Source organism: Frankia sp. CeTa3Moorea, from assembly GCF_978021225.1.
This window is the reverse complement of record NZ_CDXDOR010000043.1, coordinates 24,329-36,802: the sequence shown is the minus strand read 5'-3', so window position 1 is coordinate 36,802 and position 12,474 is coordinate 24,329. Positions and strand designations below refer to the sequence as shown.

Annotated in this window: 11 protein-coding genes; 5 read left to right on the top strand and 6 right to left on the bottom strand. The window is 70.8% G+C overall.

The features are described 5' to 3' along the window. Window positions 1-138 precede the first annotated feature (138 nt). On the top strand, window positions 139-1,002 hold the full coding sequence (locus tag AC08OV_RS10380; RefSeq protein ID WP_462188923.1) for a MurR/RpiR family transcriptional regulator: 864 nt from the start codon (window positions 139-141) through the stop codon (window positions 1,000-1,002). Window positions 1,003-1,129: 127 nt separating this feature from the next. Here the strand turns inward: AC08OV_RS10380 and AC08OV_RS10375 are convergent, their stop codons facing one another. Beyond that, complete coding sequence (locus tag AC08OV_RS10375) at window positions 1,130-1,843, bottom strand: VIT1/CCC1 transporter family protein (protein ID WP_476613300.1); 714 nt, start codon at window positions 1,841-1,843, stop codon at window positions 1,130-1,132. 335 nt (window positions 1,844-2,178) lie between these two features. Here AC08OV_RS10375 and AC08OV_RS10370 point away from each other — a divergent pair, with 335 nt between their 5' ends. Together AC08OV_RS10370 and AC08OV_RS10365 are read left to right on the top strand one after the other, a co-directional pair. Then, complete coding sequence (locus AC08OV_RS10370) at window positions 2,179-2,802, top strand: hypothetical protein (protein ID WP_476619600.1); 624 nt, start codon at window positions 2,179-2,181, stop codon at window positions 2,800-2,802. 500 nt (window positions 2,803-3,302) lie between these two features. Then, on the top strand, window positions 3,303-3,638 hold the full coding sequence (locus tag AC08OV_RS10365) for an indolepyruvate ferredoxin oxidoreductase subunit alpha (protein ID WP_476601874.1): 336 nt from the start codon (window positions 3,303-3,305) through the stop codon (window positions 3,636-3,638). Window positions 3,639-3,906: 268 nt separating this feature from the next. Here the strand turns inward: AC08OV_RS10365 and AC08OV_RS10360 are convergent, their stop codons facing one another. The 5 genes from AC08OV_RS10360 to AC08OV_RS10340 form a co-directional block, all read right to left on the bottom strand. Then, on the bottom strand, window positions 3,907-4,338 hold the full coding sequence (locus tag AC08OV_RS10360) for an RrF2 family transcriptional regulator (protein WP_476613302.1): 432 nt from the start codon (window positions 4,336-4,338) through the stop codon (window positions 3,907-3,909). A 215-nt stretch (window positions 4,339-4,553) separates the two neighbouring features. Further along, a complete protein-coding gene (locus AC08OV_RS10355) occupies window positions 4,554-5,312 on the bottom strand; it encodes an O-methyltransferase (protein ID WP_476613303.1) in 759 nt (252 codons plus the stop codon). Window positions 5,313-5,418: 106 nt separating this feature from the next. After that, window positions 5,419-7,140, bottom strand: coding sequence for a sensor histidine kinase (locus AC08OV_RS10350; RefSeq protein WP_476613304.1), 1,722 nt, complete (start codon window positions 7,138-7,140; stop codon window positions 5,419-5,421). Then, window positions 7,137-7,934, bottom strand: a complete 798-nt coding sequence (locus AC08OV_RS10345) for a response regulator transcription factor (RefSeq protein ID WP_476613305.1) — start codon at window positions 7,932-7,934, stop codon at window positions 7,137-7,139. The genes AC08OV_RS10350 and AC08OV_RS10345 overlap by 4 nt, the downstream gene beginning before the upstream one ends. A gap of 93 nt (window positions 7,935-8,027) precedes the next feature. Further along, window positions 8,028-9,863 (bottom strand): bis-aminopropyl spermidine synthase family protein, encoded by a 1,836-nt coding sequence (locus tag AC08OV_RS10340; RefSeq protein WP_476613306.1) that lies wholly within the window; start codon window positions 9,861-9,863, stop codon window positions 8,028-8,030. Between the two features lie 71 nt (window positions 9,864-9,934). On the opposite strand from AC08OV_RS10340, the gene hisD reads away from it, so the two are divergent. Together hisD and AC08OV_RS10330 are read left to right on the top strand one after the other, a co-directional pair. Further along, the gene (gene hisD / locus AC08OV_RS10335) at window positions 9,935-11,230 is read left to right on the top strand and encodes a histidinol dehydrogenase (RefSeq protein WP_476613307.1); all 1,296 of its coding nucleotides are present in this window, start codon (window positions 9,935-9,937) and stop codon (window positions 11,228-11,230) included. Continuing rightward, window positions 11,227-12,420, top strand: coding sequence for a histidinol-phosphate transaminase (locus tag AC08OV_RS10330; protein ID WP_476613308.1), 1,194 nt, complete (start codon window positions 11,227-11,229; stop codon window positions 12,418-12,420). Before hisD ends, AC08OV_RS10330 begins: the two co-directional genes overlap by 4 nt. Window positions 12,421-12,474 lie beyond the last annotated feature (54 nt).

The following is a 12,474-nucleotide window of genomic DNA, read 5'->3' as shown; positions in this document are numbered from 1 at the left end:
CCGACACCGACCGCCCGGGACCGAAATGGACTTTCATAATACATGATACTATGAAATATTCATCCGAAGTTTACCTTTAGGCATCTGACCGTTGCGCCTACGCGCTTAGCGTGACGTGTCGTGACTAGTGATGTGACTGTGAGGGTCGAGGGCGGCGCTGCCGCGCCCGCCGTGTTGGAGCGCATCCGGGCTTTGTCGGCGTCGCTGTCGTCGGCGGAGCAGCGGGTGGCGCGGCAGGTCCTCGCCGACCCGGTTGCGATGATCCACCAGTCGGTGAGCGAGCTGGCGCAGGTGTCGGGAAGCTCGCCGGCGACGGTGGTGCGGTTCTGCCAGAGCCTCGGGCTTCGGGGCTATCAGGAACTCAAGTTGGCGCTGATCCGGGAGACGCTGCCGGTGGAGCGGCAGCTGGTGGACGAGGTATCCGCGGCCGATGGCCCGGATGAGATTGCCGGGAAGGTGCTCGGCGGGGCGGCGAGTGCGCTGACCGAGGCGGCGCGGGGGATCGACGGTGGCGTGCTGGCGGCGATCGCCGACCTGGTCGTCGCCGCGCCGCGGACGTTGTTCGTGGCGGTGGGGACGTCGGCGCCGCTGGCGATGGATGCCGCCTACCGGCTGACCACGGTCGGGGTCGATGCGCGGTTCGCCGGGGACGCGCATGTGCAGCACGTCACCGCCCGGATGCTGGCGGCGGGTGATCTGTGTGTTGCGGTCAGCCACACCGGCTCGACGGCGGAGACACTGGCGGCGATGCGGGCGGCCGTGGACGCCGGGGCGCACACCGCCGCGATCACGAGCTTTGCCCGGTCACCGTTGACCGAGCTGGTGCAGCACGCGGTGGTGGTGGGCAGTCGGGAGACGGCGTATCGCATCGAGGCGATGACCAGCCGGATCGTGCACCTGTCGGTGCTCGACGCCCTGTTCGCCCTCGTGGTGGTGCGCAGCCCGCGCAGCCCCGGCGCGCTGGCGATGACCGCCGACGTGATCGTCGAACACCGGATGTAGCCGCCTACCAGACCCGGCGGCGCCGGTGCCGACGACCCGTGGTTCGCCCCGCGCTCACCGAGGAACGGTATGAGCCCACGGACCAGCGGTGGATCGGTGGTGGGCTCAGGTACGTCCCGGCGGTCGGTCAGCCGCCGGCCGCGCCGGTGATCAGACCGACCAGCGCGGTGACCAGCATGGCCGCGGCGCCGCCCAGCACGACGCGCAGGGCCGGACGTAGCAGCGCCATACCGGCGGCCCGCGCGGCGAGCATGCCCGCGACGGCGAGACCGATCACCGTCACCACGACGACGAGCACCAGGCGGCCTGCCCCCGCCGGGGCCGACATCCCGAGGAACGGCACCAGCCCGCCGGCTGTGAAGCTGCCCGCCGACGCGACGGCGGCCTGGACCGGGCGCGCCCGGGTGGCCTCACTCTGGCCGAGTTCGTCGCGCAGGTGCGCCTCCAGCGCACCCCGCTCGGTCAGTGCCACGGCGACCTGCCTGGCGAGGTCGCGCGGAAGGCCGCGCTGCTCGTAGATGCCGACCAGCTCGGCGAGCTCGGCCGCGGGGTTGGCCGCCAGCTCCGCGCTCTCCTTGGCCCGGTCCGCGTGTTCCACGTCGGCCTGGGAGCTCACCGACACATATTCCCCGGCCGCCATCGACATCGCCCCCGCGGTCAGACCCGCGATCCCGGCGGTCAGGACCGCGCCGGTGGAGGCGCCGCTCGCGGCGACGCCGACGATGAGGCTGGAGGTGGAGACCAGGCCGTCGTTCGCGCCGAGGACGGCCGCGCGCAGCCAGCCCGAACGGTTCGTGCTGTGCCGCTCCGGGTGCCGTCGCATCGCACCGAATGTCGCCATGGGGGCATTACAGCACGGTGTTGGCGATCAGCATGGGTACGCTCAACGGATCAAGAACCATCTCTGCCCGTTCCTCGAGGTAGACCGCTGGAAATCGTGCGGGGGGCGTCATGACCGAGTACATGCCTTGGCCGAGTACAAGGCCTGACCGAGTACAAGGCTGACGGAATTCCGGCCGCCGGTCGGCGCGGGAAAACCCGTAGGCCGGTCGGGGAAGGTCCCGCCCGGCCTGCGCGCGGAGGTGAACCAATCCGGATGCCCCGCGCCGGCCCTGCGAATGATGAACGGCAATGATGGACAATCAAGGCTGACAGTGATCGCGCGACGTGGGATTGGTGACCTTGCCCCGACATCGTCCGATGCGGCCGGGACCGCGTACCCCGTACGAGGAGAGCTGGCTGGCTGGCGCGGAACTCGGTGAGGCGCTCACGCGCGGATGGCGTCCGCGGGCACAACCCGTGCAGATCGCGCTGGGTGCGGGTGAAGCCGTGCTGGCCCAGGCACCCGTCTGCGTCTGGCAGTACATCGGCCAGAACGTCACCTATAATCAGGGGTGGTTCGTCGCCTTCGGTAGTCCCCTTCTGCTCGGCGCGTCCCTGCTCGGCAGTGCCCTGTACAACGGCAGCCAGCGCAGGCGCGCCGAGGCGCTCGCCGCGGTCCAGTGGCGCCCTGTCTCTCAGGGGCACCTTTTCCTGACGAACTGGCGCCTCGCGCTGGCGCTCACGACCGGCTGGACCGATATCGGCTACCCGTACCTGCGGGCGTCCGGGGTGGATGGCGACAGCATGGTCATCATGCTTGCCGGCCAACCCCCCGTCCGACTGCAGGTGTGGCCGGCGCACTGGTTCTTCGTGCTCATGAGATTCCTCGCCTACGGCGAGATCGTCCGGATGGAAATTCCGTCCCACCTGCAACGATCGCCTGCTCCCCGGGCCCTCGAACCTCCGCCTGGATCGTGAACCTCCGCCCGGGCGGGGTCTGGGGAACGCCGGTGACGCCGCATGATCAGCGGCCTTCCCGGAGTGTGATCAGTGGGTACGCCCGGTGGGTACGACCGGCGGGTACCGGCGCCCGGATTTCTCCCGGGGGCGGCCCCGCCACCCCGCCACCCTGCCGCCTCGTGCCGGGCCGGTACCGTGATGGCATCCTCCGGGGGAATGCGGGCGGGTATTCTGGCGCGATCCAAATCAAGATAATGTTATTGATAAAAATATCCTTGAGGTTTTCTTTCTGATGAATCTCGGGGATATCCGTGAGGCTTGTCTCGCGGATAATTTGTTTACATGCCGTTCACGGTGCACGACCTGCCGGCGCCCCGCGAACCTATACCATTCATTCGGGTTCGCCGCACGGCCATCCGTCTCGGTCGGAACCAGCCGAGAAGCAGTCGGAGGCCAGCCATGGGATTGACTGCCGTCCGGATGTGGTCCGGCATGGTCGATCGGAAGTGAGGGTTCTCATGCCATTTGTCATCACCGCCGCGTGTATCGATGTCAAGGATGGCTCCTGCCTGGAGGGGTGCCCGGCCGATTGCATCTACGAGGGTGACCGTAAGATGTACATCAATCCGGACGAGTGCACGGAATGCGGCGCCTGCGCAGTGTCCTGCCCGGTCGGCGCGGCCATCAGTGACGACCGTGTTTCCGCGAAGGACAAGGAGTTCATTGAAAGCGAGGCGCTGTTCTTCAGCACCGTCCTGCCAGGTCGGGACGCACCGCTCGGTGAGCCGGGCGGCGCCACGAAGCTCGGTAAGATCAAGGCTGATACGCCCTTCATCGCCGCCTACGGAAGCTGACGAGGGTGACCTCGGGTATTCGCCGGGGCGGAGCACGATAAAGCGGAGCAGTAGCGGGAAAAACGAACCGAGAGAATTCGCGGAAAGGCCGGTGCTGGCGGACCTCGGGTCCGAGGCGCCGGCCTGACGCCGAGACGTTGCGGGGGATTCCTCCCGTAACCAGCCTGCGTTCCAGACGATTCTTGCCCGCAGGTCCGACAGAACGGCGGGGTCCGCTCGTCCAGTCCCGGGTGGTTCCAGGGCGTTTCGTGGCGGGCGGGGCCGGGTGTCAGCGGACCGGTGGCGCGAGGGAGCGCAGGACGGCGCCGGCGGGTTCGTCGGTGAGCTCGGCGAGGGTCACCTCGTCGAGTGTGACCAGGAAGTTCTCCTGGGCTCGTCGCAGGAGGGGGCGCAGTCGGCAGGCGCATCGCAGCGGGCACGGGGGACCGTCGCAGGAGACGAACTCGTCCGTGCCCTCGAGGGCACGGACGATGTGCCCGACGGTGACCTGCGTCGCGCCCGGGGCGAGCAGCACCCCGCCGGTGCGTCCGCGCACGGTGACCACGAGGTCGAGCCGCTGGAGGCGTTGCACGATCTTCGCCATGTGGGTGAGCGGAACATCGAGGGCTTTCGAGAGGTCGCGGACGGTGAGGCGATCCTCCCGGGTGGCTGTGAGCATGAGCGCCCGCAGCGCCAGGTCGGTCGACTGGGTCAGGTGCATGGGAGCGCACCTGTCGAGGTGACGGTCACCCGACCATCTTGCCTTCTACTCTTCGTAGAAGATTGTCCCGACGGCACCTGCGTCCCACGGGTGCCGCCTGCCGAGGTCGGACCTCGGCGGGAGCGCGGCCCCGGGTGTGACATCGCGCCGGGACCGACCGGTGCGGCCGGTGCCGGCCTCCTCGTGGCGACCGCGGACCCCCCGGCCGGGGGAGCCTAGACGGGTGTCCGCGGCGAGGGCAGTTTCCGGACGATGGTCAGTCCGTCCGCAATGGGCAGCATGACAACCTGTACCCGAGAGTCGTCGGTAAGAAGATCGTTGAACTGTTTGACGGCGACGACAGCAGGATTGTCCGAGTGGGAGCGCACCACGTGCCCATACTGCAACACATTGTCGACGATGATGACCCCGTTCGGGTTCATCCGGGGAAGGAGAAGTTCGTAATACCTCCTATACGAGGTCTTGTCCGCGTCGATGAACGCCAGGTCGAAGGTGGGTTCTTCGGGGAGCATGCCGAGGCTGTCGGCCGCCGGTCCGAGGACGAGGTCGATGTGATCGGAAACACCGGCCCGAGCCCAGTACCGGCGGGCGACCGAGGTCCATTCCGTGCTGATGTCCAGGCAGAGAAGTCGGCCGTCGGCGGGCAGGCCCCGGGCGATGCACAGCGCGGAATAGCCGGTGAAGGTACCGATCTCGACCGCGCGGCGCGGGGCGATCGAGGCCGTCAGGATGGTCAGGAACGTCCCCTGCTCGGCCGGTACCTGCATCTCCGCCTCGGGGAGCGCCGCCGTCACGGCGAAGAGTTCGTCGAGGATCGGATCCGGGGGTGAGCTGTGCTCCGTCAGATAGCTGTGGATCGGATCGGCCAGATAGGATGATTTCAATCTCTTGCCGTTTTTTGCGCCTTCGCGGCGAAGCGTGCTGACACCGGTTGCCGCGACGTCACGAAGCTTCTGTGCCGGACTTTTTACCATGATCAGTGGAACTCCATCCCTGGTGGCTCGGTTCGAAAATAACCGGCCCGGGACGCATTGCGGTTACGGACCGCTCCTCGGCTCGGAAAGAACCAGTAAAGATCATCTAGTGAATCGGGAGTCTGGTGGAGTCGTTGCCCGGTCGCCACGGCCTGTCGTCGGCCATGGCGTGATCCGTCGTGACGTAATCCACTACTTCCAGTAGTTCGTGGATGGTTGCCGATGTCCGCCCGCGCCCCGGAGCCCGGCGCGGCCGCGATGCGGGTGCCGCCCGCCGTCGGTCTGGAGGTGTCCGGGGCAGGTCGAGGACGACGCACAGACCCCGGCTGGCACTCTCGGCCAGAGTGACCGTCCCGCCGTCGGCGGTCGCCAGGGCATGCACGATGGCGAGCCCGAGGCCGTTCCCGCGCCGATCGGCCCGGCCGGGCACCTCTCCTCGCTGGTCGGCGCATCGCTGGTTGTCGCATCGCTGGTCGGCATTGAGGTTGGAGCTGAACCGGCGGAAGGCGGCGGCCCGCTGCTCGGCGCTCAGGCCGCGCCCGCTGTCGGTGACCGTGAGCCGCGTCCTGCTTCCCGCCGTCCTGCTTCCCGCCATCATGGTGCTCTGCGGCCCGGTGACGTTCATCTCGTCCATCTCGTCCGCGGTGCTCCCCGTCCCGAAGCCCGCCTCCGCGGTGCCTCCGGCGCCCACCGGGCGTGGCTGGGCCGCTGGGTTCGTCCCGGACGCGATGCTGACCCGGCCGCCGGGCGGGGTGGCCTCCAGCGCGTTGCTGAGGAGATTGTCGAGGATCTGCTCCAGGTGCCCCGGGGTGCACTGGACGACCTGGTCCGCGTCGACGTCGCAGGTCAGCGTCACTCCGGCGGCGGCTGCGACCGGTCGCCAGATCAGACATCGTTCCTCGGCGACGACCGCGAGGGGGATCGGCTGGGTCGGGATCGGTGCATGCTCGGCCCGGGAGACCGCCAGCAGCCCGTCGACCATCCGGGAGAGCCGGTGCACCTCGACCAGGGTGCCCGCGACCTCGTCGGCGGTGTCCGCGTCCACGTCCTGTTGCAGCAGCTCCAAGCGCAGGCGCATCGCCGTCAGCGGGGTGCGGATCTGGTGGGAGACGTCGGCGAGGAACCGGCGCTGGCTGTCGACCAGTAACTGGAGCCGTCCCGCCATCGCGTCGAACGTCGTGGCAAGTTTGCGTGCCTCGGGCGGGCCACCGACGGCTCTGGCCCGGATCGTGAGATCGCCGGCACCGAGTTCGGTCGCCGCCTGCTCGAGCTGGCGCAGCGGCCGGCCCACCCAGCGGGCCAGCAGGATCGAGATCCCTAATGCGGCCAGTGCGACCAGGACGCCCGCGAGGGCGATCATCGTCCACCGGTGGATGATCGAGGCGCGCAGCCCGGCATCGCTGCGCGCGACGGCCAGGATGCCGACCAGACCCTGCGCGTTGGACACCGGAGCAATAATGATCATCCGGTGTCGATTGGCCGCGTTCGGGTTGATGACCACGTTCTCCCGGCGGGCCCGATCCAGATCCCAGGCCATGATCGGGATGTCGTCCCCGGTGTCGGCCACGGGCGTACCGTTCGGGTCGAACAGCCGGAGCTCGTCCGGTGGCACGGCCGCACTGTCGCGTACGGCGGCGGGCAGCGGGGCCGCGCCGGCGGACAGCCGCCGCCACTTCACCTCGGCACAGTAGGCCTGCATCGCGGCCGTGAGCCGCAGGCTGAACAGCGCCTGGTCGTGGCGGGTGGCGTCGAGCCCCATCGGGACGCACAGGCCGACGAGCAGCGCCGTCGTGAGTGCGAGCTGAGCGGCCAGGATGCGCCGGGTCATCGGCCGAGGGGTGGCGCGCCCTGGTCACCGGGGATCGGATCGGCGTCGGGCGTCGGCGGCCTGCCCAGGCGGAAGCCGACTCCGTACACCGTCTCGATCAGTTCGGGAATCCCGAGCTTGCGGCGGATCGCGCCGATGTGTACGTCGAGGACTTTCGATGAGCCGAACCAGTCGCCCCAGACGGCGGTGAAGATCTCCCGTCGGGTCCGGACCCGGCCGGGATCGCGGGCCAGGAAGGCCAGCAAATCGTACTCCCGCGCCGTCACCTGGACCGGACGGCCGTCGACGGAGATCCGCCGGCTGCGCCGGTCGAGGACGAGCGGCCCGTGCCGGACCACGTCGGAGCTCTCACCGGTGGCCCGGACGGCGCGCCGCCGCACCGCCCGTATCCGGGCCAGCAGTTCGGCGAATCCGAATGGTTTGACCAGGTAGTCGTCGGAACCGAGGTCCAGGGCCTCGACCCGGTCCGCCTCGTCTCCCCGAGCCGTCACCACGATCACGGGGGTGTCCCCGCGCTCGCGGATGCGCCGGCACACCTCCGCGCCGTCGATGTCGGGCAGTCCCAGGTCCAGGAGCACGAGGTCGGGCGGGGACACGCCGTCGACCCGGGCGAGCGCGGCCTCCCCGGTCCGCACCCGGTCGGCGGTGTAGCCGGCACGGTCCAGACCGCGCACGAGCTGGGTACCGAGGCCGTCGTCGTCCTCGACTACCAGTACCCGGGCGCCGACGGGGTCGGGATACCGCTGCAGGTCCGCTGCGTGTGCTCGAGAGCCGTTGCCTGCAGGCGTCGCCATAGCATGACAGTAGGCGGCACTGGGCGCGTCCGGCCGCCGGCCCCGCGGGTGCCACCGCGATTCCGCCGTCGCCAGCTCCGATTCCGTCAGTATCTACTCGTTTCGCAACGTCTGCCCATTTTGCCGGATCCAGCCCGGTCTCACCGGCTCGGCCGGCAGCGTGTCGCCGGACGACAGCGCGGCGAGGATTCCCTCGAGGGCGTGCCGGGGAAGATCGATCAGCCGGGCGGCTAGCAGGTCGGGATCGCGCGCGACCCGGGTCACGGCGGCCCGGGCGTCGCGCTGGGAGAGCGTGCGTCCCGAATCCTCCCGGACGATCCGGATGAGCCCGTCTCGCCAGACGTTGCTGATCTTGCCGTGCGGGCGGTCCAGCAGCCACCGGGCGAGCCGGTCGGCGGGGCCGAGCGCCGCCGGGTCGACGGCCGTGAACGTCACGAGCCGCAGGTCCCCGAGGTCCCGGGCGGGGGTGGCGGTCCACTTCGCCCGCAGCTGCCGCAGCGGGTCACCCTGGGCCCGCCGGCGGCGGACGCCCAGATCGGGGTGATCGGAGGAGACGACGACGGCGAGCCGGTCCGCGTTGACCGCCAGGAGGAGCCTGGTCAGCCAGGGGCCCGGATCGTCCGACAGGTCGGTGGCCACGCTGACCGTTCCGTCCTCGGTCGAGGCGCCGGGCCCGGTCGAGGCGAACGCGGGCAGCCCCCGGTCGAACACGGTCGCGAGACGCACGTGGACCGCGTCGACCTCCCGCCGCTCGCCAACGAACACGGCGCGGCCCGCCGGTCCGGTGGCGAGGAAGGCGGCCACCGCGTCGAGGACCGGGGCGGTCAGGCGCGCCGGCCGGCTCTGCGTGGACTGCCGGCCCCGGGTGTAGATGGCGGCCGTCGCGGTTGTGGCCGCCGTGGCCGCCGTGGCCGCCGTGGCCGAGCGGTCCAGCTGCTTCCAGGTGGTCGGGGTCGGCTGGCAGACGTACATGTCGGCTCTGGCACCCACCGCCTCCGCGCCCTCGTAGACGTGGAAGCCTGGCCAGATGGCCTCGAACACGAAGCCCTGATCGATCAGCGCCCGCTGCACCTTCCAACCCAGCGTCGGTACCCGGTCGCTGAACCCGTAGGCCAGCAGGACGCGACCATGCTCGCGGTCCGCGAGACCCTGCGCACCGCGCCTGGTGAACAGCGCCACGCCCTCCGGGGTGTAGGGCGGATCGGTGAACGCCAGATCGGCCGTGCCCACCACCGCCGGCGGCAGGCCGAAGCGCAGGTCGGCGTAGAGGCACCGCAGCCGGACGCCCAACGACCGGGCCGAGCTGTCCAGGTAGGCGAGCAGCTCGTCGTCGATGTCGACGACGGTCACGGTGAGCCCGTCAATCAGCGAGACCGCAGCCAGCGAGGTGAGATCATGATCACCTATGCACAGCAGATGCGCGCCGCGCAGGTCGTAACGCGTCTGCAGCCAGCCGGCCCGGCGCACGACGGTCGTCGCTGTTGCGGGCACGTGATCGAGGTCGGCCCGTGGTCGGGGCGCGGCAGCGATGAGATCATGCATGGTCGTGACCAGCGGGCCGTGGCGGGCGATCACGGCGGCGAGGGGGTCGAGCGGGGTCTGCCCGCTCAGCTCGTCATAACGGATCAGGCCGCGGTAGCGGTCGATCGACGCCGGGCGCAGCACGTGACGCCCGTCGGGGCCGGTCCGCAGATCGTCGCCGAGGCTGGCGAGGATCTCCTCCACGCTCCGCCGGGGCAGGCCCGAACTCTGGACCAGCTGGCGCAGGGTGCGTGGCTGCTCGGTCAGCGCCGCCACCGCCGCGCGAGGCGCCCGGGCATGCACCCGGTAGCCCGCCAGCAGGATCGCCAACGACTCGCCGGATTCGGCCGGATCACCCGGCGCCCGGCCCGGGTGATCCGGCCCTGACAGGGGATGTAGAGGGGACACGCAACCAGCCTTGCACCTCCGGCGGACCTGCGATTCTACCGGTCCCGCCGAGGCCAGCTAATCTCTATACCGTGCTCAGAAGGCTTGATCTGCGTGGCGCGCTGCCTGCCGCAGCCGAGATCCGGCGGCTACTGCCGCGGGCCGCGGTCGACGTCGACGTCGCTGTCGATGCGGTCCGGCCGGTTTGTGCGGACGTGCGGGACCGTGGCGACGTGGCCGTCCTCGCCGCCGCGGAGCGGTTCGACGGGATCCGCCCGCCGAGCCTGCGGGTGCCCGCCCAGGTTCTCGCCGCCGCCGCGGATGCCCTGGATCCGGCCGTGCACGACGCGCTGACCGAGGCGATCCGCCGGACCCGGCTGGTGCACCGTGCGCAGCTGCGGGAGCCGGTGGCGATCGAGGTCGCGCCCGGTACCACGGTGACGCAGCGCTGGGTGCCGGTGGAGCGGGTCGGCCTGTACGTGCCGGGCGGGCGGGTCGCTTACCCCAGCAGCGTCGTGATGAACGTCGTGCCCGCTCAGGAGGCCGGGGTCGGCTCGCTCGCGGTCTTCTCCCCGCCGCAGAAGGACAACGGCGGGCTGCCGCATCCGGTGGTCCTCGCCGCCTGCGCGCTGCTCGGTGTCGAGGAGGTCTACGCGGCCGGCGGAGCCCAGGCCGTGGCGATGGCCGCCTACGGGACCGCGAGCTGCCCGCCGGTCGATGTGATCACCGGGCCCGGCAACGTCTACGTCACGGCGGCCAAGCGCCTGCTGCGCGGGGTTGTCGGGGTGGACGCCGAGGCGGGCCCGACCGAGGTCGCGATCCTCGCCGACGCCACCGCGGATCCGGCCTTCGTCGCCGCCGACCTCATCGCCCAGGCCGAGCACGATCCGATGGCCGCCTGCCTGCTGATCACCCCGTCGGTGGAGCTCGCCGACGCGGTCGACGTCGAGCTCGGCAAGCAGGTGCCCGCCACCCGCCACCGGGAGCGGGTGGCGGAGTCGCTCGCCGGCCAGGGGGCGGTCGCGCTCGTCGCGGACGTTGACGCGGGTCTCGCGGTGGCGGACGGCTGGGCCGCCGAGCACCTGGAGATCCACACCACGGGCGCCGCCGCGGTCGCCGCCCGGGTGCGCCACGCCGGAGCGGTCTTCGTCGGCGACTACGCTCCCGTCCCGCTCGGCGACTACCTCGCCGGGTCCAACCACGTCCTGCCCACCGGCGGCACCGCCCGGCATTCCAGCGGTCTGGCGGTCACCACCTTCCAACGCCAGGTCCAGGTGGTCGAGTGCACGCGGGAGGGGCTCGCCGCCGTCGCCCCGCGTATCGCCGCGCTCGGTGGAGCGGAGGATCTCACAGCTCATGTCGACGCGGTGGAGGTTCGACTCCGATGACATTCAAGGCGGCCGGGAGCGGTGCCGAGGACCGGCCGTGGCGCCCGTGGGACGCTGACGGCCTGCCGCTGCGCGACAGCCTGCGCGGGCTCTCGCCCTACGGCGCTCCGCAGCTCGACGTGCCGGTGCGGCTCAACACCAACGAGAACCCGCACCCGCCGTCGGCCGGGCTGGTCGACGCCCTCGGCAAGGCCGCGGCCCTCGTCGCCACCGAGGCGAACCGCTATCCCGACCGGGACGCCGAGGCGCTGCGTGCCGACCTCGCCTACTACCTGACACCCGATGCCGGCTTCGGCGTGCACACTAGCCAGGTCTGGGCCGCCAACGGCTCCAACGAGATCCTCCAGCAGCTCCTCCAGGCGTTCGGCGGGCCCGGTCGGGTGGCGCTCGGGTTCGAGCCGTCCTACTCGATGCACCGCCTCATCGCGCTGGCCACCGCCACCGAGTGGGTGGCCGGGGAGCGGGCGGAGGACTTCACGCTCTCCCCGGCCGCGGTCACCGACGCGATCGCCCGGCACCGACCTGCCCTGGTCTTCCTCTGCTCGCCGAACAATCCGACGGGCACGGCCCTGCCGCCCGAGGTCGTCGTCGCCGCCTGTGAGGCGGTGGAGGCCACCGGCAGCGGCATGGTCATCGTCGACGAGGCCTACGCCGAGTTCCGGCGGGCCGGCGTGCCCAGCACGCTGACGCTGCTGCCCCGTCATCCGCGGCTCGTCGTCACCCGGACGATGAGCAAGGCGTTCGCGCTGGCCGGTGCCCGGGTGGGCTATCTCGCCGCGCACCCCGCCGTGGTGGGCGCGCTGCACCTGGTGCGGCTGCCCTACCATCTGTCGAGCTTTACCCAGGCCGTCGCGCGCACGGCGCTCGCGCACGCCGACGAGCTGCTCGGCACGGTGGAGGCGGTCAAGGCCCAGCGCGACCGCATCGTCCGGGAGCTGCCGGCGCTCGGTCTGCGGCTGGCTCCGAGCGATGCCAACTTCGTGTTCTTCGGCCGGTTCGCTGATCAGCGGGCGGTGTGGCAGAGCCTGTTGGACGCGGGGGTGCTAGTCCGCGACGTCGGTCTGACCGGCTGGCTGCGGGTCACCGCCGGGCTGCCGAACGAGGTGGACGCGTTTCTCGGGGCGCTGGGCAGAACCCTCACCGGCAGCGTCATCGGCGCGGACGGTGTCATCAGCCTCGCCACCGCCTGAGCCCCTGGCACGGCCCGAGCGCCCTGGCACGGCCCGAGCGCCCTGGCACGGCCC